This is a genomic window from Photobacterium sp. Alg240-V54, from assembly GCF_900537155.1.
In the GTDB taxonomy this organism is placed as follows: domain Bacteria; phylum Pseudomonadota; class Gammaproteobacteria; order Enterobacterales; family Vibrionaceae; genus Photobacterium.
Map to the genome: position 1 here is coordinate 90,766 of NZ_UNRL01000007.1, position 26,649 is coordinate 117,414.

Consider the following 26,649-nt stretch of genomic DNA (forward strand, 5'->3'; position numbering starts at 1 on the left):
CCATGAGTGACTATAAAGATACCCTGAACCTGCCTGAAACAGGGTTTCCGATGCGAGGCAACCTAGCTCAACGTGAGCCAGCAATGCTTAAGCGTTGGTATGATGAAGATCTTTACGGTGAAATTCGTAAAGCTAAGAAAGGTAAAAAATCTTTCGTATTACACGATGGCCCTCCTTACGCTAACGGTGATATTCACATCGGTCACGCGTTAAACAAGATTCTTAAAGATATTATTATTAAATCAAAGACACTTTCTGGCTTTGATTCACCGTATATTCCTGGTTGGGATTGCCACGGTCTACCGATTGAATTAATGGTAGAAAAGAAATTTGGTAAGCCTGGTCAAAAACTGACAGCTGCTGAGTTCCGCGAAAAATGTCGTGCATATGCTGCTGGCCAAGTTGAAGGTCAAAAAGAAAGTTTCATGCGTCTAGGTGTACTAGGCCAGTGGGACAAGCCATACCGCACTATGGATTTTGGTACTGAAGCCAATATTATTCGTGCATTAGGCAAGATTGCAGATAAAGATCACCTACTGAAAGGCTTTAAGCCGGTTCACTGGTGTACTGATTGTGGTTCAGCATTGGCTGAAGCAGAAGTGGAATACCAAGATAAAGTATCGCTATCTATCGATGTTAAATTTAAAGCGGTAGATGAAGCTGCAGTATTAGCTAAGTTCGGTTGTGTTGCTGATCAAGGCCAAGGCGATGTGTCGATTGTTATCTGGACAACCACACCGTGGACAATGCCAGCTAACCGTGCAGTTGCTGTAAGTGCTGATCTTGAGTACGCATTAGTACAAACACCAGTAACTGACGCGCACCCTCAACCACAACGTTTGATCGTAGCGGCTGAGCTGGTGAAAGAAGTGATGGGCCGTGTCGGCTTTGAAGAATCAGAAATTCTTGGTTTCTGTAAAGGTGATGCATTAGAGCTAATGCGTTTTAATCACCCATTCTACAGCTTTGATGTGCCAGTTGTGCTTGCTGATCACGTAACAACAGAATCAGGTACTGGTTGTGTACACACTGCACCTGGCCACGGTCAAGAAGACTTCGTGGTTGGTCAAAAGTACAACCTAGAAATTGCTAACCCTGTAGGCAGCAACGGTGTTTACTTACCTGATACTGAGATCTTTGCCGGTCAACACGTATTTAAAGCTAACGAGGTGGTTGTAGATGTATTACGTGAACACGGTTCATTGTTAAACTTCTCAAAAATCACTCACAGCTACCCACATTGCTGGCGCCATAAAACGCCAATTATCTTCCGTGCAACGCCACAGTGGTTTATCTCAATGGAGAAAGCTGGTCTGCGTGCAAAAGCATTAGGAGAAATCAAGAGCGTACAATGGATGCCTGAATGGGGCCAAAGCCGTATCGAAGGTATGGTTGAAGGACGTCCTGAATGGTGTATCTCACGTCAACGTACTTGGGGTGTGCCAATTGCACTGTTTATCCATAAAGAAACGCAAGAACTTCACCCACAAACATCTGAGCTAATTGAAAAAGTAGCACAGCTTGTTGAGCAAAAGGGTATTCAAGCGTGGTGGGATCTAGAACTGACTGACGTAATGAGCGCAGAAGATGCAGCGATTTACGAGAAAGTACTTGATACATTAGACGTATGGTTTGACTCAGGTGTTACTCATTTCTCTGTGGTTGATAGCCGCCCTGAGTTTAACGGCCATTCAGCAGATCTTTACCTTGAAGGTTCAGACCAACACCGTGGTTGGTTCCAGTCTTCATTGATTTCATCGGTAGCGATGAAAGACAAAGCCCCGTATAAGCAAGTGTTAACACACGGCTTCGTGGTTGACGGTCAAGGCCGTAAAATGTCGAAATCAGTCGGTAACGTGGTTGCACCGAAAGATGTAACTAACAAACTTGGCGCAGATATTCTACGTCTATGGGTAGCATCAACTGATTACACTGGTGAAGTTGCAGTATCTGATGAGATCCTAAAGCGTTCTGCAGATGCATACCGTCGTATTCGTAATACAGCGCGTTTCTTCCTAGCCAACTTAAACGGCTTTAACCCTGAAACTGATTGTGTGCCAGTTGATGAAATGGTAGCGCTTGATCGTTGGGCTGTGGGTCGTGCAATGGCGGCTCAAGAAGAGATCGTTAAAGCATACGAAGACTACAACCTACACACAGTAACTCAACGTTTAATGCAGTTTTGTTCAGTTGAAATGGGCTCTTTCTACTTAGACGTTATTAAAGATCGTCAGTACACAGCAAAACGTGGCAGTCATGCACAACGTAGCTGTCAAACTGCGCTTTACTACATCGTAGAAGCGCTTGTTCGTTGGATGGCACCTATCATGTCATTCACTGCTGATGAAATCTGGAACGAAATGCCAGGTAAGCGTGATCAATTCGTGTTTACGGGTGAGTGGTTCGATGGTTTATTTGGTCTGGCTGAAAACGAAGAGCTAAACAATGACTTCTGGGCTGAAATTCAGCAAGTTCGTGGTGCAGTGAACAAGTTACTTGAAACCGCACGTAGCGAAAAAGTTATCGGCGGCTCACTACAAGCTGAAGTAACATTAACTGCAAATGCAGAGCTTGCCGCGAAACTGAATAAGCTAGAAGACGAATTACGTTTTGTATTGCTAACATCAAAAGCACACGTTGTGGTTGCTGATAGCAAGCCTGAAGGCGCACAAGAAACAGATATCGAAGGATTATTTGTAACGGTGAATGCATCAGAAGCGGCGAAATGTGAGCGTTGTTGGCACCATGTTGCTGATGTTGGCACAATTGCAGGGCACGAAGAAGTGTGTGGCCGTTGTGTAACTAACATCGATGGCGACGGCGAAGAGCGTAAATTTGCCTAATGACTAGTTCAGCACCTCAGCAGCCGCTAGCGCTTAAACAATCGGGTATTCGCTGGTTATGGCTAGCGATTCTGGTATTTATTATCGACAATGGCTCTAAGCTATTGGTGATGGACACGATGGGCTATGGCTGGCCAAACCGGATAGAAATCACACCGTTTTTTAATTTACTGTATGTGCACAATACTGGTGCTGCATTTAGTTTTTTAAGTAGTGCGGGTGGTTGGCAACGATGGTTATTTGCAGCGATTGCCTTTGGTGTTTGTGGCTTATTAGCAGTGTGGATGCGTCGTACACCTGCAACCAATAAAATGGCTAACATTGCGTATGCGCTGATTATTGGTGGTGCGTTAGGTAATCTTTTTGATCGCCTATACCACGGCTTTGTGGTCGATTTTCTTGATTTTTACTACGGTAATTATCATTGGCCGGCATTTAACATTGCTGACTCAGCCATTTGTTTAGGGGCTGCATTGTTGATTCTTGATGGTTTTCGAGCCGATAAAGTCGCGAAAGCACACTAAACATTGATAGGTTATTAAAATAAAACGCTGCCTGTGATTACAGGTGGCGTTTTTTTTTAATTATTAATTGGCGATGTCTATGTTTGACTTCGATAAGACTTAAATTTCAGTGACAGTAGTTATACTGGATAGCAACTGGTGTGCTGAGGAGTATGTAAATGGCAAAAGTAGGATTAGATTCAACCTTTGAGCAACGATCAGGCTTACGTTGGCTTTGGGTCGCAATGATAGTGTTCATAGTGGATTATCTTAGTAAAATTATCATCATGGGTACCATGGCTGCTAATGGAGAAAAACCGATAGCAGTACTGCCGTTTATGAATCTTTATTACGTCCATAATACTGGCGCCGCATTTAGCTTTTTAAGCACCGAAGGCGGGTGGCAACGGTGGTTATTTGCCATAATTGCAGTGGTGGTATGTGGCTTTTTAAGTTATCAAATGCGTCAGGCTTCGATTACCAAAACGACACATAATATTGGTTGTGCATTGATTATTGGTGGTGCGCTGAGTAATCTTTTCGATCGAATACATTACGGTTTTGTAATTGATTTTTTTGATTTTTATTATAAGAATCACCATTTTGCTATTTTTAATATTGCTGATGTGGCTATTTTTTGCGGTGCAATATTGTATCTGTTAAGTAGTGTTAGCCAGTCACGAGCAGTCTCAAAGTAGCACCATAATTAAAAACCCTAGTCAGCATGCGTTGATACCCGTGGCACTTTGTTGTTAAATAGTCGTAATCAAGAATAGGGAAAAACATATGTCGGTGATCAAGGATAACAGTGAAGTGCTAATGCATTTTGCAATTAAATTAGCGGATGGGACTGTCGCTGAATCGACGTTTGCTAATGCTAAGCCAGTGATATTTCGTATGGGTGATGGCAGTCTTACTGCTAACTTTGAAAAATGTTTATTAGGATTAGCAGTAAGGCAAAAGGCTGAATTTGATTTAGCGCCTGAAGATGCTTTTGGTCCTTCGAACCCAAATAATATTCATCATGTCGATTTGAGCAAGTTTAGTGCGAATACACCAGCTGAAGTTGGCCGTATTATCGCCTTCACAGGGCCTGATGGACATGATATTCCCGGTATAATTACTCAAGTAATGGGGGAGTCAGTGACCGTTGACTTTAATCATCCATTAGCAGGTAAGACAGTCACCTTTGAGGTTGAAGTTGTCTCCATTGAACGTTAAGAGCCATAATTGATGAAAATATTACTCGCAAATCCACGGGGTTTTTGTGCTGGTGTTGATCGTGCAATTAGCATTGTTGAGCGTGCACTAGCAATGTATCAGCCACCTATTTATGTACGTCATGAAGTAGTACACAACCGCTTTGTTGTCGAAGGACTTAAACAGCGTGGGGCTATTTTTGTTGAGGAATTAAGTGAAGTACCTGACGATAATATCGTTATTTTCTCGGCGCATGGGGTATCACAAGCGGTTAGAAATGAAGCCAAAGCACGACAGTTAACCGTGTTTGATGCTACCTGCCCATTGGTAACCAAAGTACACATGGAAGTTGCTCGAGCTAGTCGTAAGGCGATGGAAGTGGTGTTGATTGGTCATGCGGGCCATCCTGAAGTAGAAGGGACCATGGGTCAATATGCCAACCAAGAGGGTGGAATGTACTTGGTTGAGAAACCGCAAGACGTCGACGCTTTAGTGGTAAAAGATCCATCAAATCTACATTTTGTAAGTCAAACCACGTTATCTGTCGATGAAACTGCCGATGTTATTGATCGTCTGCGGCAGGTATTCCCTGACATTCAAGGGCCACGTAAAGATGATATTTGTTATGCGACCCAAAATCGTCAAGATGCGGTGCGTGAAATGGCTGAAACGGTTGATGTCATGATTGTGGTTGGCTCTAAAAATTCATCCAATTCAAATCGCTTACGTGAGCTTGCGGAAAAACTGGGCACGCCGGGTTATTTAACCGATAGTGCAGAAGATATTGATCCTCTATGGCTTGCAGGTAAAGCTGTAGTCGGTGTCACTGCGGGGGCATCAGCGCCTGAAGCGTTAGTAAATCAAATTATTAGCCGCATTAAACAGCTGACTAATACTACTGATGTTGAAGAATTATCTGGACGCGAAGAAAACATGTTCTTTGAAGTGCCAAAAGAGTTACAAGTAAAAAATATCTAAGCCAATGTTTGTTTGTGATTGATGAGCCTCAGTGAAAACTGGGGCTTTTTTTATCATAGTCAACAAGCTACAGTGGATCGATATTATTAAATAAACAGTGTAGGAGATGCACGTTAATGGTCAGAATTGCAATAGCCGGCGCAGCCGGACGAATGGGACGTCAGTTAATTAAAGCCACTGCATTGTCAAATACAACGACACTAACGGTTGCTACAGAGCGTACTGGCTCAAGTTTAGTCGGTGCGGATGCTGGAGAGCTCGCAGGAATTGGTTTGGCAACTGTTGTTATTATTGATGATCTTAGCCAAGCGATAGATGACTTTGATGTGTTAATTGATTTTACTGCACCTGTGGTCACACTGGCAAACCTTGAGCTATGCCAGCAGCACCATAAAAAAATAGTCATAGGTACCACCGGCTTTAGTGAGCAACAGCGACAGCTCATTGATACTGCAGCAGAGCAGATAGCCGTCGTTATGGCACCTAACTATAGTGTAGGTGTCAATCTGGTGTTTAAGTTATTAGAAAAAGCCGCCAAAGTGATGGGAGACTACTGTGATGTTGAAATCATTGAAGCTCACCACCGCCATAAAGTCGATGCACCATCGGGAACAGCGATAGGCATGGGGGAAGCGATCGCTGGTGCAATGGGCAACAAACTCAGTGATGTTGCTGTTTACGCGCGCGAAGGGATCACTGGCGAGCGTACTCGTGATGAGATTGGCTTTGCGACTATTCGAGCTGGCGATATTGTTGGCGAGCATACCGCAATGTTTGCTGATATTGGTGAACGGGTTGAAATTACCCATAAAGCGACGGACAGAATGACATTTGCCAATGGCGCTGTGCGTGCTGCCGCATGGCTCAATAATAAGCCTTGTGGGTTTTATACCATGACAGATGTATTGGATTTGGATCGGTTATAGACTCAGTCATCACCCCTTTAAAACCTGCAATTGAGCAGGTTTTTTTATAATTAATGATTGTGTGGGTTCGTTTTTATGCATATTTGTGGGTATTTTTTGCATAGTTTAAGTGGGTTTTCTTGCTGTAACTCAAGCATGGGTTAAGTCTATCGAAAATGCACATTTTGGTGTTGTTTATGTCGATCTAATCCTTTTTTTGTTTGTTTGTGGCTGTTTTTGTACGTAAAGTCGATTTGTTTTATCGTTTGCGTGTTGTTTTTAGTTTTGTTAATGGGATTGTTACTTCAGCAATCGATTACATTTTAAGTTACGTTATTCAATAGTCCTAAAGATGTAATTAAAGTTGTTGTTTTCAGTGTTTGATACAAAAAACACTGCTGAGTCGTGATTTTCTAAATTTAATTACAGTTAAATGTTGACAGTTTGCTAACTGATCCATAGAATTTGCGCAATTTGTCAAAAATCAGTAGTTGAAGGTTTTTGGCGTTAAATGGAATGGGTAGTTGCAAATTTATCTGTTTTAATTGCATTTTTATTTTTTGGAGGTTGTCTTGAGCAAATCTGCGCTGTTAGTCCTTGAAGATGGGACAGTGTTCCGCGGCGTGTCCATTGGGGCAGATGGTTCGGCTGTTGGTGAAGTTGTTTTTAATACCTCGATGACGGGGTACCAGGAAATTCTCACTGACCCCTCTTACTCGCAACAGATCGTTACTCTTACTTATCCTCATATTGGCAACACTGGTACTAATACCGAAGACGAAGAATCAACAGCAATTCATGCTCAAGGTTTGGTTATTCGTGATCTTCCTCTTATTGCTTCTAACTTCCGCTCTGAACAATCCCTTTCTGACTACCTTAAATCACAAAATATTGTTGGCATCGCAGATATTGATACGCGTAAGTTAACCCGTATTTTACGTGAGAAAGGTGCTCAAAACGGTTGCATCATTGCGGGTAATGACCTCGATGAGACAGCAGCATTGGCTCAAGCTAAAGCATTCCCTGGTCTTAAAGGTATGGACTTAGCAAAAGAAGTGACCACGGCTGAAACATATAGCTGGAAGCAAGGTTCATGGACATTAACGGGCGGTTTACCTGCAGCAAAAGATGACAGCGAACTACCGTACCATGTTGTTGCTTACGATTTTGGTGCTAAGCGCAATATTCTACGTATGCTCGTTGATCGCGGTTGCCGTCTAACGGTAGTACCGGCGCAAACGTCAGCAGAAGAAGTATTAGCATTAAGTCCAAATGGTGTTTTCTTATCGAATGGTCCTGGTGATCCAGCGCCATGTACTTATGCGATTGAAGCAACAAAAGTATTTTTAGACAAAGGGTTACCGATTTTTGGTATCTGTCTTGGTCACCAAATTCTGGCATTGGCTAGCGGTGCACAAACAGTGAAAATGAAATTTGGTCACCACGGTGCTAACCACCCAGTAAAAGATCTTGAGCGTGATGTGGTAATGATCACCAGCCAAAACCACGGTTTTGCCGCTGATGAAGCAACGTTACCTGATAATCTACGTGCAACACATAAATCCCTGTTTGATGGCTCTCTACAAGGTATCCATCGTACCGACAAGCCAGCATTTAGTTTCCAAGGCCACCCAGAAGCGAGCCCTGGTCCACATGATGCAGCACCACTATTTGATCATTTCATCGAACTAATCAAGAAACACAGCGCCTAAACTGGGAGTAGTAAAAATGCCAAAACGTACTGACATTAAAAGTGTATTAATCTTAGGTGCTGGTCCGATTGTTATCGGTCAAGCGTGTGAATTCGACTACTCAGGTGCACAAGCATGTAAAGCGTTACGCGAAGAGGGTTACCGCGTTATTCTGGTTAACTCAAATCCAGCAACGATCATGACCGACCCTGATATGGCGGATGCAACATACATTGAGCCTATTCACTGGGAAGTGGTACGCAAGATCATCGAAAAAGAACGTCCAGATGCAGTATTGCCAACGATGGGTGGCCAAACTGCACTTAACTGTGCGTTAGATCTTGAAAAATATGGCGTATTAAAAGAATTTAATGTCGAAATGATTGGTGCAACAGCGGATGCGATTGATAAAGCTGAAAACCGTTCACGTTTCGATAAAGCAATGAAAGCGATTGGGCTTGAATGTCCACGTGCAGATACTGCAACGACCATGGAAGAAGCTTACAAAGTTCTCGATATGGTTGGCTTCCCTTGTATTATTCGTCCGTCGTTTACGATGGGTGGTACTGGTGGTGGTATTGCATACAATAAACAAGAATTTGAAGAAATTTGTTCGCGCGGTCTTGATTTATCACCAACCAGTGAGTTGTTGATTGATGAATCACTGATTGGCTGGAAAGAATACGAAATGGAAGTGGTGCGTGATAAAAACGACAACTGCATTATCGTATGTGCGATTGAAAACTTTGACCCAATGGGTATTCACACTGGTGATTCAATCACTGTTGCGCCAGCACAAACACTAACGGATAAAGAATACCAGCTAATGCGTAATGCATCGTTAGCAGTATTACGTGAAATTGGTGTTGAAACAGGTGGTTCCAACGTTCAGTTTGGTATTAATCCTGAAGATGGCCGTATGGTTATCATCGAAATGAACCCACGTGTATCGCGCTCATCAGCATTAGCATCTAAAGCAACGGGTTTCCCGATTGCTAAAATTGCGGCAAAACTGGCGATTGGTTTCACCCTTGATGAACTAATGAATGACATCACAGGTGGTGCAACACCAGCCTCGTTTGAACCAACGATTGACTATGTTGTAACGAAAATTCCACGTTTTAACTTTGAAAAGTTTGCCGGTGCTAACGACCGTCTAACGACGCAGATGAAATCTGTTGGTGAAGTGATGGCGATTGGTCGTAACCAACAAGAGTCATTGCATAAAGCATTACGTGGCCTAGAAGTTGGCGCGAATGGTTTTGACGAGATGGTTGATCTTGATGAACCTGATGCAATGAGCAAAATTCGTTATGAACTAAAAGAAGCTGGCGCTGAGCGTATATGGTACATCGGTGATGCTTTCCGTGCAGGGATGTCAGTTGACGGTATCTTTAACCTAACCAACATTGACCGTTGGTTCTTGGTTCAAATCGAAGACATTATTAAAGATGAAGCACGTGTAAAAGCGGCGGGTTTTGCAGGCCTTAATGAGCAATCACTACGTGCATTAAAGCGTAAAGGTTTTGCTGACGCGCGCTTAGCTAAATTGCTTGGTGTAGCTGAAAGTGAAATTCGTAAGCTACGTGACCAATTTAATATTCACCCAGTGTACAAGCGTGTTGATACTTGTGCGGCTGAATTCTCATCAGATACTGCCTACATGTACTCATCTTATGATGATGAATGTGAAGCAAATCCAACCACTAAAGAAAAGATCATGATTCTTGGTGGTGGCCCTAACCGTATCGGTCAGGGAATTGAATTTGATTACTGTTGTGTACATGCATCATTAGCATTACGTGAAGACGGTTACGAAACCATCATGGTTAACTGTAACCCAGAGACAGTATCAACCGATTACGATACCTCTGACCGCTTGTACTTTGAACCAGTAACACTGGAAGATGTACTTGCGATTGCACGTGTTGAAAAGCCGAAAGGTGTTATCGTTCAATACGGTGGTCAAACGCCACTTAAATTAGCACGTGCACTTGAAGCGGCTGGTGTGCCAATTATTGGTACTAGCCCAGATGCTATCGACCGCGCTGAAGACCGTGAGCGTTTCCAACAAGCGGTTGATCGTTTAGGTTTATTACAACCAGAAAACGCAACAGTGACGACAATGGAGCAGGCGATTGAGAAATCAAAAGTCATCGGCTTCCCATTGGTGGTACGTCCATCGTATGTACTTGGCGGCCGTGCAATGGAAATTGTCTACGATGAGCAAGATTTACGTCGCTACTTTAATGAAGCGGTTAGCGTATCAAACGAATCACCAGTATTGTTAGACCGCTTCTTAGACGATGCGATTGAAGTTGATGTCGATGCGATTTGTGACGGCGAGCAAGTGGTGATTGGCGGTATCATGGAGCACATCGAGCAAGCGGGCGTTCACTCAGGTGACTCTGCATGTTCATTACCTGCCTATACGCTAAATCAAGACATTCAGAATGTCATGCGTGAGCAAGTGAAGAACTTAGCATTTGAATTAGGTGTTCGAGGCCTAATGAATACCCAGTTCGCTGTTAAAGATAACGAAGTTTACTTAATCGAAGTAAACCCGCGTGCTGCACGTACGGTACCGTTTGTTTCAAAAGCAACCGGCGCACCACTGGCTAAGATTGCCGCACGTGTAATGGCGGGGCAATCACTTGCGTCACAAGGTTTCACCAAAGAAATCATTCCACCGTATTACTCAGTAAAAGAAGTGGTGTTACCGTTTAACAAATTCCCAGGTGTTGATCCGCTGTTAGGCCCAGAAATGCGCTCAACTGGTGAAGTTATGGGTATTGGTAATACCTTTGCAGAAGCGTTTGCTAAAGCTGAATTAGGCTGTGGTAAAGAGTACCCATCTTCAGGTCGTGCATTACTTTCTGTACGTGAAGGTGATAAGAAGCGTGTAGTTGATTTAGCGTCTAAGTTAATTAAACTTGGTTACCAACTAGATGCAACTCACGGTACCGCGGTTATTCTTGGCGAAGCGGGTATTAACCCACGCTTGGTAAACAAGGTTCACGAAGGTCGTCCTCATATTCTTGACCGTATTAAGAATAATGAATACACCTACATTGTGAATACTGCTGAAGGTCGTCAAGCGATTGAGGATTCTAAGGTACTACGTCGTAGTGCTTTGGCTGAAAAGGTAAATTACACTACCACCTTGAACGCTGGTTTTGCGACTTGTCTGGCTCATACTGCTGATGACCGTAACACAGTAACCTCGATTCAAGAACTGCATGCAATGATTAAGTAATCGTATTTTGATACCATAATTGAATCTAATAAAAAGCCGATCATCAAAATGATCGGCTTTTTTTATTGGGAGTTAAATGACTATCGCGCTAATTTTACTCAGTAGTTGTTATACAGCGAAGTGTAGTACTGTTTTTCAAATTGATTGATTGGCGGCAGTGGGCTGGCTTTTAACTCAGCTTTAGTGGGGTAATAGTTAGTGACCAGCTGCACAAATAATAATGGTTGACCTGATTTAGTTTTAATCATACCGGCAAGATTATAAGTGCCAAATAAAGAGCCTGTTTTGGCAATGATATTATCTTTTAATGGCGCATTTCGAACACTCTTACGGTATTGAAGAGTGCCACTTTTACCTGCAACGGGTAAATCAGTGATTAATCCTAGTTTAGGGTGCTGATAAATGTAACTAAGCACTTCCATTAAATCATGAGTATTTAGGCGGTTATTACGCGATAGACCGGAACCATCCACCATGATGGTATTGGATAAATCAATATTGGCTTTTTGTTTTAGGATCGCTTTGATAGCAGCAACCCCATTGGCATAATTACCTGCTTGATTAAAGTATTTAGCACCGATGGTTTTAGTAAGATTATCAGCAAATAAATTATCAGAACGTTTAAGCATGATATACAGCAGCGTCGTTAATGGCGCTGACTGGTGGGTTGCAATGATCTTACCGCTGATAGTGTCATTACGTAAAATTTTACCGTCTAAACGGATCCCTGCTTGCTTTAATTCACGCTTAATAATCGCTGTTGAATATAGGGTGGTATTTTGAACCGCAAATCGCAGCGGCAGTGGATCTTTTTTCGGTTGAATACAGCCAGTGATGTGGTAGTTATTATTATCGTTGGCTTGCAGTGATAGCTCACAGTGTTGTTCTTTTTGCTGTGCTTTGGTGACCACAATGGCATCATTGGTAGCGGTAACTGGCTGGTGGCTAGGAATATGTAGCCGTGTTTTAGCGCCAAAAGCCATGTTTGAATATAACGCCCCTTCAAAACAGTTATGCTCCAAAGTAATGCTACTTGATGGTGCACTATAGCACTGGGTCAGCATATCCCACGGTGAGCCTACCGCATGTTCAAATCCGGTAAAGTGACCACCATTAAGGTAAAGGTTACCTTTAATGGTATTAACACCTTGTTGTTTGAGTTGACGCAATAGATTGGCAATATCAGTGCTTTTTAGGGTCGGATCACCATTAAAATTTAAAATGACATTATTGGCTTGAGTCTCAAGGGTGGTGCTAAAACGGAAATCATTACCTAAATATAATTTCGCCGCGAGTGCGGTTAATAATTTTTGGGTACTGGCTGGAGCTTGAAGGTGACTCGCTTGGTGTTGGTAGATGATTTTATTGGTTGCAGGGTTAACAACCAGTAGTGAGGCATCACTACCTGTCGGTAATAGCGTGAGGGCTTGCTGAGGCGCAAACGCTGCAAATGATGGCATGCTTGTTAGTAGCAAGGCTGAACAAATAAGTCGTTTAAGCATCTTTAGGAATATTGGCATAAGTAAAATGAATCATAATCATAGCTTTTTTAATACCGTTAGTAAAAAAAGCCGTTTGATAGCGTTATAGCCAATAATGTATTAGCTGCAATAGCAAAAAGCGCCGACCGAGGTCGACGCTTTTTTGTAGTACGCTTTTAATCGTTTGGATTAGAAGTCGTAACGAGCACCTAGAACAACTTGGTCAGATGCTGCAACTTTACCTACTTTGTTCTTATCAAGCATGTTGAATGTGTAAGAAGCGTAAGTACGGAAGTTGCTGTTGAAGTAGTAAGTACCGTCAACAGATAGTGCGTTTGCTAGCTCATCGTAAGCGCCGCTAGTGTTGCGCTCATCTTTCATGAAGCCGTAAGTAGTAGTAAATACTGCTTTACCCATGGTGTAAGCGGCTGCAAATTCGTAACCTTGAGAATCTGTTAGTTCATTAGTTACTAGGTTATTTGCATCACGGTGACCGTACTTGTATAGACCGCCGAAGTATAGATCGCCCATAGTGTAAGACGCTACAGCGAAAGTTTGCTTAGAAGTTTGGTTTACAGTGTTATTTGCTGCAGTTTGATCTTTTTGTTGAGCGTAACCAACACCAAGAGCAAGACCAGTATCGCCTACATTGTATTTAGCAGCAGTAGAGAAACCACTTTGATCTGTTTTCTTACCAGCATCATTGTATGCCGCGCCATCAAATACGTAGTTAGCTTTGAACGTTAGGTTATTAAATGTGCCAGCGTAAGCTAGGTTATTTGTAGTACGGTCAGCTACTGCTAATTTAGAGCCACCAACAACAGAGCCTGCGTATGCCATGATATCAGTGAAATCTGTTAGCATACCTAGTGAACCGTCAGCTTTACCGTAAACGATTTGGCCATACTTATCGCTGTTTACACCCGCGTAGATGTAACGGTTTTCATCGTTAGAGCTATCAGAGTTGAATTCACGCTCAAAGTAACCAATACCTTGTACACCGTCAGCGATTTGTGTTTTAGCATCAATGTTTACACGTACACGAGAGATGTCAGTTACATCGTTGCTTGTGTGTTGGTCAATGATTTGTTGATTTGTTGCATCTGCAGGTAATTCAGTTTTACCATTTTCAGAAAGTAGTGCGCGAGCTTCTACACGGCCGCCGATAGCTAGGCTAGAAGTGTCGTCTGAATAAACTGTTGCTGCTGATGCTGCGCCAGAGAAAGTCGCTGCTGCTACTGCTAGAGCAATTAGGTTCTTGTTCATTACCGAATCCTTTATATGATTTTTTTATAGGTGCATTTTGATGCCAAATGCTATGGCGTTCTTTTTACGTGTGTCATTGGTAATATGTTAGTAAAAAAAACTGAAAAATAGTTTAAATGGGTGTTTTTTAGGTTTTTTATGGTGTTTATTTTTTTCTTTATCAATGTGTTAGCTAAATAAGTAAAAGTTCTAATTATTTTTTGGATTTTAGTTCTATTTAGAAGATATTGTTTTTTTTATACTTAAAAAAGCCATTTTTATTTGTAAGAGTGTGATTTGGCGCGCTTTTTAATATTGGGTTGATTGTAACTGTTTTTATGTTGTTAGTGCCAATATCACAATAGTAAGTAAGTACTGACATTAAAGCTACGTTCATTTTAGCGGCGGTTAATTGCCATACAGCTGCTTTTAGGACTGCGATGTAACATAAAGAATTAGCATAAAAATGACAGTTAAATACGGATTATCATTTATCAATGATGATCTCTGAGTCATCTTTGTTTAAAATAAACCAAATCATTTTTTTATTCTGTCGGGCTAGCCATGGGCTAGACTGGCACTATTTACCTGAAATTGGCGAGCGCTATCAGGTTACAGAGGCTATTTATTTATGGAAAAAGTACCAATGACTGTTCGCGGCGAACAAAAGCTGCTCAAGGAACTTGAGGTATTATTAAAGCGTCGTCCGCTTATTTCTCAAGCGATTGCTGAAGCACGTGAACTTGGTGACTTAAAAGAAAATGCTGAGTACCACGCTGCGCGTGAAGAACAAGGTATTTGTGAAGCACAAATTCGTGATATCGAATATAAATTATCAGTTGCTCAAGTTATTGATGTAACAACATTAGCAAACTCAGGTAAAGTTATTTTTGGTACAACTATCAAACTATTAGATTTAGATAGTGATAAAGAAATGACCTATTGCATCGTTGGTGATGATGAGGCCGATATTAAGCAAAACTTAATTTCAGTTAATTCACCGATTGCACGTGGTTTAATTGGCAAGCTGGTTGGTGATGAAGTTCAAATTACCACTCCTGGCGGCTTAAAAGAATTTGAAATCATGGATGTACAATATATTTAATATGTAATTGCTGTTTGTTGTTCGTAAAAATTTAGACTATGTTTGACAAATAAGCGTTAACTTATTAATTACGGTAAGGTTTGTCGTTAGCAAAGCATGTTTGTTGCCAACGACGAATATAAAAAAGGCCGCTAGGCGGCCTTTTTTATTTACGAGGAAGTTCGATTTTACGATCTTCTGTTTGACGGTAAAGTACCAATGTTTTACCAATCACCTGTACTTTTTCCGCTTTAGTTTCGCGAATAATAGCGTCGACGATTAATAATTTAGTTTCACGATCTTCAGAAGCCACTTTTACTTTAACAAGCTCATGGTGGTTTAGGGCTAAATCGATTTCGGCTAATACTGCTTCAGTTAGGCCGTTGGCACCCATAAGAACAACAGGCTTTAGGTTGTGAGCAAGGCCTTTTAAGAACTGCTTTTGTTTTGTGCTTAGATTCATGATGACTCTATTTTTTTAGTTACAAGGGTTGAAAACGCGACATTCTACCGCCATCTAGACTAGAAGACTAATTTGTTTAATAGATGACAGTCGGAAAATTTACAGTGATTATGTTGCACTGCACATTTTTAGGGCGCAATCTAATGAATTAGGTGCGATAAAGTCTTTAGCCGACGTATACTTACTAAGTATGGCAACTCATTAGGTTTAGCATGAGTAGAAAAAAACAATCCGCTAGCTCAGGCCGGTGGTTAAAAGAACATTTTGACGATAAATATGTACAAGAAGCGCAAAAACGGGGCTACCGTTCACGAGCTTTCTTTAAAATTGAAGAAATTCAAAATAAAGATAAATTATTAAAACCGGGCATGACAGTGGTTGACCTTGGTGCTGCACCAGGTGGTTGGTCACAGTACGCGGCAGAAATTGTAGGTGATGAAGGACAGGTCATCGCTTGTGATATTTTGCCAATGGATTCACTACCGGGGGTGAGTTTTCTCCAAGGTGATTTCCGTGAAGAAGCAGTATTAGAGGCTTTATTGACACGCATTCAACCAGATATGGTTGATGTGGTAATGTCAGATATGGCTCCTAATATGAGTGGTAACCTTGCATCCGACCAACCTCGAGCTATGTATCTTGTTGAGCTTGCATTAGATATGTGTCGACAAGTGCTTGCACCGAATGGCAGTTTTACGGTAAAAGTTTTCCAAGGTGAAGGCTTTGACCAATATTTAGCTGATATTCGTAGCATGTTTAAAGTGGTCAAAATTCGTAAACCTGATTCCTCGCGAGATCGTTCGCGTGAAGTCTATATTGTGGCTACAGGTTACAAACTGTAGTAATCTACATTCATCTTTTAGTTATCGCGAGGTTAACACCTTGAGTGACATGGCAAAAAACTTGATTTTATGGCTGGTCATTGCTGTTGTTCTTATGTCTGTATTCCAGAGTTTCGGAACCAATAGTAATAGTACCAAAGGCCAAGTCGATTATACGACATTTGTCCGTCAAATCGGTCAGGATCAGATAAAGGAAGTACGATTCAATGATCGTCAAATCACTGTAACCAAACGTGATAATGCGAGCTATGTAACATACTTACCTGTCGCAAATGATCCAAAACTGTTAGACGATCTTATTAACGCAAACGTAGCGGTTGCGGGTACACCACCAGAAGAACCAAGCCTTTTAGCTTCAATCTTCATCTCGTGGTTCCCAATGCTATTACTTATTGGTGTTTGGATTTTCTTTATGCGTCAGATGCAGGGCGGTGGTGGCAAAGGTGCCATGTCGTTCGGCAAATCTAAAGCACGCATGATGGGTGAAGACCAAATCAAAACAACTTTTGCTGATGTAGCGGGTTGTGACGAAGCTAAAGAAGACGTTAAAGAACTGGTTGATTACTTACGTGATCCAAGCCGTTTCCAAAAACTAGGTGGTAAAATCCCAACAGGTGTGTTGATGGTTGGTCCTCCTGGTACGGGTAAAACGTTACTAGCAAAAGCGATTGCTGGTGAAGCTAAAGTACCGTTCTTTACTATCTCTGGTTCTGACTTTGTTGAAATGTTTGTCGGTGTGGGTGCGTCCCGTGTCCGTGACATGTTTGAACAAGCGAAGAAAGCAGCGCCTTGTATTATCTTTATCGATGAAATCGATGCAGTAGGTCGTCAGCGTGGCGCTGGTGTTGGTGGTGGTCACGATGAGCGTGAGCAAACACTGAACCAGATGCTGGTTGAGATGGATGGTTTTGAAGGTAATGAAGGTATTATCGTTATTGCCGCAACTAACCGTCCTGATGTATTGGATCCAGCATTACTTCGTCCTGGTCGTTTTGACCGCCAAGTTGTTGTTGGTCTTCCGGATGTACGTGGTCGTGAGCAGATTCTTAAAGTTCACATGCGTAAAGTTCCGCTAGACGGTGATGTTAATCCATCATTGATTGCTCGTGGTACACCAGGTTTCTCTGGTGCAGATCTGGCAAACCTTGTTAACGAAGCTGCATTATTTGCCGCTCGTGGTGATAAACGCACTGTTTCAATGGTTGAATTTGAACTAGCAAAAGACAAAATCATGATGGGCGCTGAGCGTAAATCAATGGTGATGTCTGAAGATCAGAAAGCGTCAACCGCATACCATGAAGCAGGCCACGCAATTATTGGTCGTTTAGTACCGGATCATGATCCAGTGTACAAAGTGTCAATTATTCCACGTGGTCGCGCATTAGGTGTGACAATGTACTTACCAGAGCAAGATCGTGTAAGTCATTCTCGTGAATTCTTAGAATCAATGATTTCAAGTCTTTACGGTGGTCGTTTGGCTGAAGAGCTTATCTATGGTCGTGAGAAAGTGTCGACTGGTGCGTCAAACGATATCGAACGCGCAACTGATATTGCACGTAAGATGGTGACGCAGTGGGGCTTCTCTGACAAGTTAGGACCATTACTATACGCAGAAGACGAAGGTGAAGTATTCCTTGGTCGTTCAGTAACACAAAGTAAGCATATGTCTGATGACACTGCGAAGCTGATTGATACTGAAGTTCGTATTCTGATTGATCGTAACTACCAGCGTGCACGTCAAATTCTGGTTGATAATATGGATATCATGCATGCAATGAAAGATGCATTGATGAAGTATGAAACCATTGATGCAGGTCAGATTGATGACCTAATGGAACGTAAAGCTGTTATTCGCGCACCAAAAGGTTGGGCTGATGACGGTGATACAATCCACAATGCACCAGAAACAGAGCTAGCACCTGATGAGCCTGTAGGCGACGGTATCGATGCATTATCTGAAAAAGATGATACTGATACTAAACCACAAGCCTAATTGCTAAGTGAATAGAAAACCCTGACTTAGGTCGGGGTTTTTTTTTATGGAAATTTCCGGAGTCATAACATGATGTTAATCAGTAAAACTAAGACGCTTGATCTGACAACGCCTCAAGTGATGGGGATTGTTAATATCACCCCCGATTCATTTTCTGATGGCGGTAAATATAATCAATTAGAGAGTGCGTTACGTCATGTTGAATCTATGCTTGAAGCGGGGACTGCTATTATTGATATTGGTGGAGAATCGACGCGTCCTGGTGCTGCTGATGTAAGTATTGAGCAAGAACTTGCACGTGTTATTCCGGTAATAGCAGCGATTAGACAACGATTTGATTGCTGGATTTCAATTGATACCAGTAAAGCGCAGGTAATGACCGAAGCGGTAAATGCAGGCGCTGATTTAATTAATGATGTACGTGCATTACAAGAACCTGGGGCAATAGCTGCGGCTGCAAAAGCAAATGTTCCTATCTGCTTAATGCATATGCAGGGTCAACCGCGTACAATGCAAGCTGATCCGCATTATGTTGACCTGATCACAGATGTAAATCATTTTTTTCAGCAGCGCATTCAAGCTTGTGAGCAACAAGGCATTAGCCGTCAACAACTGGTATTAGATCCCGGTTTTGGTTTTGGTAAAACAATGGCGCATAATTATCAACTATTAGCGCAATTTGAACAGTTTCATCAGTTTGGGTTGCCGGTATTAGCGGGAATGTCTCGCAAATCAATGATTTCGAAATTATTGGATAAACCAGCTGCTGATTGTTTAGCTGGTAGTTTAGCCTGTGCGACAGTGGCTGCGATGAAAGGCGCACAAATAATTCGTGTTCATGACGCTAACGAAACAAATGATGTTATTCAAGTCTGTAATATGGTCGCAAAATATTCTAAATAATTAGATATAATTCCATAATAGTGAAAGATTGTAAGCTGATTACAATCGATATACTTATAAGATAGAGCTAGGAGCGTAAAATGGCTGAACGTAAGTTCTTTGGTACTGACGGTATTCGTGGTCTTGTTGGTGAAGGTCCGATTACACCTGAATTTGTAATGAAGCTAGGCTGGGCTGCTGGGCGTGTATTATCAAAAACAGGTACTAAAAAAGTATTAATTGGTAAAGATACTCGTATTTCAGGTTACATGCTTGAGTCTGCTTTAGAAGCAGGTCTTGCTGCTGCGGGTTTAAAAGCCGCTTTTACTGGTCCAATGCCAACCCCTGCTGTTGCTTACCTAACTCGTACATTTCGTGCTGAAGCGGGTATTGTGATTTCTGCATCACACAATCCTTACCATGATAACGGCATCAAATTCTTTTCGGCTCAAGGCACTAAATTACCGGACGCAGTTGAATTAGCCATTGAAGCGGAAATGGAAAAACCATTAACGTGTGTTGAATCAGCACTATTGGGTAAAGCATACCGTATTGATGATGCAGCTGGGCGTTACATTGAATTTTGTAAAGGTACATTCCCTAATCATTTAAGCCTTGAAGGTTTTAAGATTGTTGTCGATTGTGCCCATGGTGCGACATACCATATTGCGCCTAAGGTTTTCGCTGAATTAGGTGCTGAAATTATTACTATTGGTTGCGAACCAAACGGTATCAATATTAATGATAAGGTAGGCGCTACAGACGTTGCCGCATTACAAGCGAAAGTATTAGCAGAAAAAGCTGACTTTGGTATTGCCCTTGATGGTGATGGCGACCGTATTATCATGGTTGATGAGCTTGGTAATAAAATTGATGGTGACCAAATTGCTTACATTATCGCCCGCGATGCATTACGTTGTGGTGAACTGAAAGGCGGTGTCGTTGGTACGCTAATGACCAATATGGGCATGGAAGTTGCACTTAAAAACCTAGGCATTCCTTTTGTACGCGCAAAAGTGGGTGACCGTTATGTAATGGAAGAATTACTAAAGCATAATTGGTTAATTGGTGCTGAGAATTCAGGCCATGTTATTTTACTTGATAAAGTAACTACAGGTGACGGCATTGTTGCTGGTTTACAAGTTATGGCGTCTATCGTAGCAAGTAAAATGAGCCTGAAAGAGCTAAGTGACGGCATGACAATGTTCCCGCAAGTTTTGGAAAATGTTCGCTTTAAGGGCGACAGCGATCCTCTACAATCAGCAGCTGTTATTGCAGCAACTCAAGCGGTTGAACAAAAATTAGGTGATAATGGTCGCGTATTATTACGTAAATCAGGCACTGAGCCATTAATCCGTGTTATGGTTGAAGGCCAAAATGCAGCTGATGTTAAGCAATATGCATTAGATATTGCAAAAGCAGTAAAAGAAAACTGCTAATGTAATGATTATTGATAACTGTTTAATTTTTTAAACATTATTCAATAAAGGAGAAGGCTGGCTAATACAAATATGGTCAGCCTTTTTATTTCGATGACTTTGTTTTTGGCTAAATGTTGTGCAAGTGGTTCGGAATATTCACTTTTTTAGTAAATATTACTTGTCACTGTTACAGGGTTTCGCTAGTATTCATTCGCTCTCTAGATAAGAGGAATGCGCTGGCACTGCTAAAGCAAAGCCGGTATAGCAATTTAACCATAGGTGGAACCCATGTACGAAATTCTACTTGTGATTTATCTTGTCGCTGCGCTTGGTGTAATTGGCCTAGTAATGGTTCAGCAAGGTAAAGGCGCAGATATGGGAGCTTCATTCGGGGCTGGTGCTTCAGGAACTTTGTTCGGCTCTAGCGGCTCAGGAAATTTTCTAACTCGAATGACAACACTTTGTGCACTTATTTTCTTTGTGATCAGTCTTGTTCTTGGCAACATGAGTACCAAGCAAGCATCAGAGACTAGTGGTTGGGATAACCTTTCGGCTCCTGCTACAACACAAGCTGTTGAAACACCAAAGACTGTAACTACAGATAAAGTCGTTGCAGCTGAAAAAACAACTGAGAACACTGCTGAAACAACACCAGCAACAAGTGAAAAATCTCAGTAAGTAAATATTTAGCCGAGATGGTGAAATTGGTAGACACGCTAGCATGAGGTGCTAGTGCCGCAAGGTGTAGGGGTTCAAGTCCCCTTCTCGGCACCATTATACTGGTTACTTGTAATAGTAACATCTGAACGGTATACTCAGTTCAGAATCGGACGCGGGGTGGAGCAGCTTGGTAGCTCGTCGGGCTCATAACCCGAAGGTCGTTGGTTCAAATCCGGCCCCCGCAACCACTTTCCTGAAAATAGACTATTCTTACTTTTGAATGTTTGTTTTCTTACTAAGACACTTGCTTGCATGGTTTTAGTAATCAGGGTCCAGTAATAAAAAACCCCGTATTCGGGGTTTTTTATTATCTGAAACATGACCATTCAGGTATTTACTGGGCTTTATGCCCTTTTTTTGTTTCCGGGGGGTTGTCTTGACAGCTTTAGAGACACAATTAACCGACTTACTTGAGCCTTCAGTTCAAGCTATTGGCTTTGAACTTGTTGGTTTAGAGTTCATCCGTGCTGGTGAGCACTCCACACTTCGCGTGTTTATTGACCATGAAAATGGTATTAATGTAGACGGTTGTGCAGAGGTTAGCCGCCAGATTAGTGCAGTAATGGATGTTGAAGATCCAATTACTGTTGCTTACCACCTAGAAGTGTCTTCCCCTGGATTGGAAAGACCACTCTTCAAAGCAGCACATTACCAACAATTTATTGGTCATGAAGTTAGCTTAGTATTAAAAATGGCGATGGGTAACCGTCGTAAGTGGAAAGGTGACATTGTCGCTGTTGAAGGCGAACTGATCACACTTAACGTAGATGGCAATGACGAGTCCTTTGCACTTAGCAATATCTCCAAGGCCAACCTAGTTCCAAAATTCTAACCGCTAAATTGGGGCATTAGAAATGAACAAAGAAATCTTGGCTGTCGTAGAAGCGGTATCCAACGAAAAAGCTGTTCCTCGCGAGCGTATCTTTGAAGCGCTTGAGATTGCACTAGCAACAGCAACTAAAAAGAAACATGAAGCAGAAATCGAAGTTCGTGTTGTTATCGATCGTAAAACAGGTGAATTCGAAACTTTCCGTCGTTGGAAAGCAGTAGAAGAGGTGACTCAACCTACACTTGAAATTACCTTAGAAGCGGCGCAATTTGAAGATCCAACAATCGCACTTGGCGATTATGTTGAAGATGATATTCAATCTGTAACGTTCGACCGTATTACGACGCAAACAGCAAAGCAAGTTATCGTACAAAAAGTACGTGAAGCTGAGCGTGAGCAAATCGTGGCACAATTTATTGACAACGAAGGTGAGCTGATCACTGGTATTGTTAAGAAAGTAAATCGTGACGCAGTAATCATTGATTTAGGCAGCAACGCAGAAGCAGTTATCCAACGTGATGATCAACTTCCTCGTGAAAACTTCCGTCCAGGCGACCGTGTTCGTGGTCTTCTTTACAAAGTTGCCCCTGAAGCACGTGGTTTCCAGTTATTCATGACGCGTTCTAAGCCAGAAATGTTATCTGAGCTATTCCGCATTGAAGTGCCTGAAATGGGCGAAGAACTGATTGAGCTAATGGGCGCAGCACGTGACGCTGGCTCTCGTGCAAAAATTGCAGTAAAAACTAACGATAAGCGTATTGACCCTGTGGGTGCGTGTGTTGGTATGCGTGGCGCACGTGTTCAAGCTGTTTCTAGTGAGCTTGGCGGCGAGCGTATTGATATCGTATTGTGGGATGAAAATGCTGCACAATACGTGATCAATGCAATGGCACCTGCGGAAGTTGATTCAATCATTGTTGATGAAGACAACCACACTATGGATATCGCTGTACAGAAAGATAATCTGGCACAAGCGATCGGTCGTAATGGTCAAAACGTACGTCTAGCATCACAGCTTACTGGCTGGGAACTAAACGTAATGACGGTTGAAGATCTACAGAAAAAACACCAAGCAGAAGCACAAGCATCAATTGAAGTGTTTACTAAGCACCTTGATATTGATGAAGACTTTGCCACTGTATTGGTAGAAGAAGGCTTTACTACACTAGAAGAAATTGCTTACGTTCCATTAAGTGAGTTAATGGATATTGATGGTCTTGATGAAGAGACTATTGAGCATCTACGTAGTCGTGCAAAAGAAGCATTGACGACACTAGCGCTTGCTAAAGAAGAAACGCTTGATGGTGTAGAACCAGCTGAAGATTTATTAAGTCTGGAAGGTCTTGAGCGCGAATTAGCGTTTAAGTTTGCAGCAAAAGGTATTTGTACGCTTGAAGATCTTGCTGATCAAGGAACTGATGACTTGACCGACATTGAAGGCGTGGACGAAGCAAGAGCGGGTGAGCTAATTATGGCTGCGCGTAATATTTGCTGGTTCAGCGACGAAGCGTAATAAAAAAATAAAGCAAGGGAGGAGCATTATGTCAGAGGTTACCGTTAAAACATTGGCGGAAGAAATTGGTACGCCGATTGACCGTTTACTTCAACAGTTTTCAGATGCTGGGATAGCTAAGAATGTTGATGCAAATGTAAGCCAAACCGAAAAACAGGCGTTACTTAACCATCTCCAAAAGGAGCATGGTAGTGACGGCAATACTGACGGCGCTCCGACTCGTCTGACTCTGCAGCGCAAGACACGTAGTACACTAAGTGTGTCTGGCAGTGGTGGCAAGAGCAAAAATGTTCAAGTAGAAGTGCGCAAAAAGCGCACCTACGTGAAACGTTCAGCACTAGAGGATGAACAACGTGCAGCAGAAGAAGCTGTTAAGCGCGAAGCGGAAGCTAAAGCGCAACGTGAAGCTGACATGATTGCTAGCCAAGCCGCAGAAGAAGCAGCAAAACGTAGCGCAGAGGAAGCTGCCCTACGTAAAGCTGAAGAGCAGCGTAAAGCAGAAGAAACTGCTAAGCGTGAAGCAGAACAGAAATTAAAGCGTGCCGCTGAGGATAAAGCGAATCGTACCGAACAGGATAAGCGTAAAGCTGACGAAAAAGCTAAGCGCACCGTCGCTGACAAACAGGCTAAGTTAGATGCTGAAGTACTACAGCGTCGTCTGGAAGAGGAAGCCAAGCGAAAAGCCGAAGAAGAAAGTCAGCGTCAGCTAGAAGAGGCTCGCAAAATGGCAGAACAGAACGAGAAAAACGGGGTAAAACCTGAACAAGCAGTAAGTATGGAAAAATCTGATTACCATACAACGACATCTACCTATGCTCGTGCTGCAGAAGATGAACAAGACCGCAAAGAAGAAACTTCTCGCCGTCGTAAAAAGAAAAAACCAGCGGCTAAGCAAGACGAACGTGGTGGCCGTGGCGGTCGTAACCAACGTGGTCGCGGTAAGCCACAAATGAACAAACCTGCTTCAATGCAACATGGCTTCGATAAGACAGCACAAGTTGCTAAGCAAGATGTTGTGATTGGCGAAACTATCGTGGTTTCAGAGCTAGCTAACAAGATGTCTGTTAAGGGCGTTGAAGTTATCAAAGTGATGATGAAGATGGGCGCTATGGCGACTATCAACCAAGTTATCGACCAAGAAACAGCTGCATTAGTTGCTGAAGAAATGGGTCACAAGGTAATTCTACGTAAAGAAAACGAATTGGAAGAAGCGATTCTTTCTAATCGTAACGACTTAGATCTAACCAAAGTATCTCGTGCACCCGTTGTTACTATTATGGGTCACGTTGACCATGGTAAGACATCAACACTTGACTACATTCGTAAAGCACACGTTGCTTCAGGCGAAGCTGGTGGTATTACACAGCACATTGGTGCTTACCACGTTGAAACTGAGAACGGTATGATTACGTTCCTTGATACTCCAGGACACGCAGCGTTTACAGCTATGCGTGCTCGTGGTGCTCAAGCGACGGATATCGTTGTACTTGTAGTGGCAGCAGACGATGGCGTAATGCCACAAACAATCGAAGCGATTCAGCACGCAAAAGCGGCTGGTGTACCTTTGATCGTTGCGGTAAACAAGATCGATAAAGAAGATGCAAACCCAGACAACGTGAAGAATGAGCTAGCTCAATACGACGTTATGCCTGAAGAGTGGGGCGGTGAGAACATGTTTGTTCACATCTCTGCGAAACAAGGTACTAACATCGATGGTCTACTAGAAGCCATTCTTCTTCAGTCAGAAATTCTTGAGCTAACAGCAGTTGAAGAAGGCATGGCATCTGGTGTTGTTATTGAATCTCGTCTTGATAAAGGCCGTGGTCCAGTTGCAACTGTACTTGTTCAAGAAGGTACATTGCGCAAGGGCGATATCGTTCTTTGTGGTCTAATGCATGGTCGTATTCGTGCAATGCGCAACGAACAAGGTCAAGAAATCGAATCAGCAGGTCCATCTATTCCTGTTGAGATCCTTGGTCTTTCTGGTGTGCCATCATCAGGTGACGAAGCGACTGTTGTACGTGATGAGCGTAAAGCACGTGAAGTTGCACTTTACCGTCAAGGTAAATTCCGTGATGTTAAACTAGCACGTCAACAAAAAGCTAAACTAGAAAACATGTTTGCTAACATGGAAGCTGGTGAAGTTGCTGAACTAAACGTTGTGCTTAAAGCTGACGTTCAAGGTTCTGTTGAAGCAATCGCTGACTCACTACGTAAACTTTCAACTGATGAAGTTAAAGTGAACATCGTAGGTTCAGGTGTTGGTGCAATCACTGAAACTGATGCAGTACTTGCAGCAGCTTCTAACGCAATCGTACTTGGTTTCAACGTTCGTGCTGATGCGTCTGCGCGTCAAACAATCGAAAATGAAAACCTAGACCTACGTTACTACTCAATCATCTACCAACTAATCGACGAAGTTAAAGCGGCGATGGGCGGTATGTTGGCTCCTGAGTTCAAGCAAGAGATCATTGGTCTTGCTGAAGTACGTGATGTATTTAAGTCACCTAAGATCGGCGCAATCGCTGGTTGTATGGTAACTGAAGGTACTATTAAGCGTAACAATCCTATTCGTGTTCTACGTGAAAACGTAGTTATCTACGAAGGTGAGCTTGAGTCACTACGTCGCTTTAAAGATGACGTTGCTGAAGTTAAGAACGGTTACGAGTGTGGTATCGGCGTTAAGAACTACAACGACGTTCGCGTTGGCGACCAGATCGAAGTATTCGAAATTATTGAAATCAAACGTACACTTGACTAATAATCAGTGTAGATAGTTGTTTTTCAACATAATAATGAT

20 protein-coding genes and 2 tRNA genes are annotated in these 26,649 nt (G+C 42.4%); 19 read left to right on the plus strand and 3 right to left on the minus strand.

Features of this window, described 5'->3' with window-relative positions; translation table 11 throughout:
- Positions 1-2: 2 nt before the first annotated feature.
- The 8 genes from ileS to carB all read left to right on the plus strand — a co-directional run bounded on the left by ileS (position 3) and on the right by carB (position 11,376).
- Positions 3-2,843 carry an isoleucine--tRNA ligase gene (gene ileS, locus G6R09_RS15700; protein WP_163923447.1) on the plus strand — a complete coding sequence of 947 codons (2,841 nt, stop codon included), beginning with the start codon at positions 3-5 and terminating at the stop codon, positions 2,841-2,843.
- Positions 2,843-3,367, plus strand: coding sequence for a signal peptidase II (lspA, locus tag G6R09_RS15705; RefSeq protein ID WP_065169148.1), 525 nt, complete (start codon positions 2,843-2,845; stop codon positions 3,365-3,367). The genes ileS and lspA (G6R09_RS15705) overlap by 1 nt, the downstream gene beginning before the upstream one ends.
- A gap of 158 nt (positions 3,368-3,525) precedes the next feature.
- Positions 3,526-4,044 (plus strand): signal peptidase II, encoded by a 519-nt coding sequence (gene lspA, locus G6R09_RS15710; RefSeq protein WP_163923450.1) that lies wholly within the window; start codon positions 3,526-3,528, stop codon positions 4,042-4,044.
- Positions 4,045-4,132: 88 nt separating this feature from the next.
- A complete protein-coding gene (gene fkpB, locus G6R09_RS15715; protein WP_163923452.1) occupies positions 4,133-4,567 on the plus strand; it encodes an FKBP-type peptidyl-prolyl cis-trans isomerase in 435 nt (144 codons plus the stop codon).
- A 12-nt stretch (positions 4,568-4,579) separates the two neighbouring features.
- The gene (gene ispH / locus G6R09_RS15720; protein WP_163923455.1) at positions 4,580-5,524 is read left to right on the plus strand and encodes a 4-hydroxy-3-methylbut-2-enyl diphosphate reductase; all 945 of its coding nucleotides are present in this window, start codon (positions 4,580-4,582) and stop codon (positions 5,522-5,524) included.
- Positions 5,525-5,640: 116 nt separating this feature from the next.
- Positions 5,641-6,450, plus strand: coding sequence for a 4-hydroxy-tetrahydrodipicolinate reductase (gene dapB / locus G6R09_RS15725; protein ID WP_065169152.1), 810 nt, complete (start codon positions 5,641-5,643; stop codon positions 6,448-6,450).
- A gap of 551 nt (positions 6,451-7,001) precedes the next feature.
- Positions 7,002-8,141, plus strand: a complete 1,140-nt coding sequence (gene carA, locus G6R09_RS15730; protein ID WP_163923458.1) for a glutamine-hydrolyzing carbamoyl-phosphate synthase small subunit — start codon at positions 7,002-7,004, stop codon at positions 8,139-8,141.
- Positions 8,142-8,157: 16 nt separating this feature from the next.
- A complete protein-coding gene (gene carB / locus G6R09_RS15735; RefSeq protein WP_065169154.1) occupies positions 8,158-11,376 on the plus strand; it encodes a carbamoyl-phosphate synthase large subunit in 3,219 nt (1,072 codons plus the stop codon).
- 98 nt (positions 11,377-11,474) lie between these two features.
- On the opposite strand, the gene dacB is transcribed toward carB, so the two are convergent.
- Both dacB and G6R09_RS15745 read right to left on the minus strand, forming a co-directional pair.
- Positions 11,475-12,878: a serine-type D-Ala-D-Ala carboxypeptidase gene (gene dacB, locus G6R09_RS15740; protein WP_163923506.1), complete on the minus strand. Its 1,404-nt coding sequence runs from the start codon at positions 12,876-12,878 to the stop codon at positions 11,475-11,477.
- Positions 12,879-13,046: 168 nt separating this feature from the next.
- The gene (locus G6R09_RS15745; protein WP_163923461.1) at positions 13,047-14,123 is read right to left on the minus strand and encodes a porin; all 1,077 of its coding nucleotides are present in this window, start codon (positions 14,121-14,123) and stop codon (positions 13,047-13,049) included.
- Between the two features lie 610 nt (positions 14,124-14,733).
- On the opposite strand from G6R09_RS15745, the gene greA reads away from it, so the two are divergent.
- Positions 14,734-15,207, plus strand: a complete 474-nt coding sequence (gene greA, locus G6R09_RS15750) for a transcription elongation factor GreA (protein WP_065169157.1) — start codon at positions 14,734-14,736, stop codon at positions 15,205-15,207.
- A 145-nt stretch (positions 15,208-15,352) separates the two neighbouring features.
- Here greA and yhbY read toward each other — a convergent pair whose 3' ends face one another.
- Positions 15,353-15,649, minus strand: coding sequence for a ribosome assembly RNA-binding protein YhbY (gene yhbY, locus G6R09_RS15755; RefSeq protein WP_065169158.1), 297 nt, complete (start codon positions 15,647-15,649; stop codon positions 15,353-15,355).
- A 212-nt stretch (positions 15,650-15,861) separates the two neighbouring features.
- On the opposite strand from yhbY, the gene rlmE reads away from it, so the two are divergent.
- From rlmE to infB, 10 genes are all read left to right on the plus strand, one after another.
- Entirely contained in the window at positions 15,862-16,491 is a 630-nt protein-coding gene (gene rlmE / locus G6R09_RS15760) for a 23S rRNA (uridine(2552)-2'-O)-methyltransferase RlmE (protein ID WP_163923463.1), read from the plus strand.
- A gap of 49 nt (positions 16,492-16,540) precedes the next feature.
- Positions 16,541-18,484, plus strand: coding sequence for an ATP-dependent zinc metalloprotease FtsH (gene ftsH / locus G6R09_RS15765; RefSeq protein WP_065169160.1), 1,944 nt, complete (start codon positions 16,541-16,543; stop codon positions 18,482-18,484).
- A gap of 69 nt (positions 18,485-18,553) precedes the next feature.
- Positions 18,554-19,387, plus strand: a complete 834-nt coding sequence (gene folP / locus G6R09_RS15770; RefSeq protein WP_065169161.1) for a dihydropteroate synthase — start codon at positions 18,554-18,556, stop codon at positions 19,385-19,387.
- Positions 19,388-19,467: 80 nt separating this feature from the next.
- A complete protein-coding gene (gene glmM / locus G6R09_RS15775) occupies positions 19,468-20,805 on the plus strand; it encodes a phosphoglucosamine mutase (RefSeq protein WP_065169162.1) in 1,338 nt (445 codons plus the stop codon).
- A 270-nt stretch (positions 20,806-21,075) separates the two neighbouring features.
- Positions 21,076-21,465, plus strand: coding sequence for a preprotein translocase subunit SecG (secG, locus tag G6R09_RS15780; RefSeq protein WP_082955783.1), 390 nt, complete (start codon positions 21,076-21,078; stop codon positions 21,463-21,465).
- An 11-nt stretch (positions 21,466-21,476) separates the two neighbouring features.
- A tRNA-Leu gene (locus G6R09_RS15785) sits at positions 21,477-21,561 on the plus strand.
- A 57-nt stretch (positions 21,562-21,618) separates the two neighbouring features.
- Positions 21,619-21,695 (plus strand) — tRNA-Met (locus G6R09_RS15790).
- A gap of 188 nt (positions 21,696-21,883) precedes the next feature.
- Positions 21,884-22,339, plus strand: a complete 456-nt coding sequence (gene rimP / locus G6R09_RS15795) for a ribosome maturation factor RimP (protein ID WP_045042274.1) — start codon at positions 21,884-21,886, stop codon at positions 22,337-22,339.
- A 22-nt stretch (positions 22,340-22,361) separates the two neighbouring features.
- Positions 22,362-23,849, plus strand: coding sequence for a transcription termination factor NusA (nusA, locus tag G6R09_RS15800; protein ID WP_065169163.1), 1,488 nt, complete (start codon positions 22,362-22,364; stop codon positions 23,847-23,849).
- Positions 23,850-23,877: 28 nt separating this feature from the next.
- Positions 23,878-26,610, plus strand: a complete 2,733-nt coding sequence (infB, locus tag G6R09_RS15805; RefSeq protein ID WP_065169164.1) for a translation initiation factor IF-2 — start codon at positions 23,878-23,880, stop codon at positions 26,608-26,610.
- The last annotated feature ends 39 nt before the right edge of the window (positions 26,611-26,649 follow it).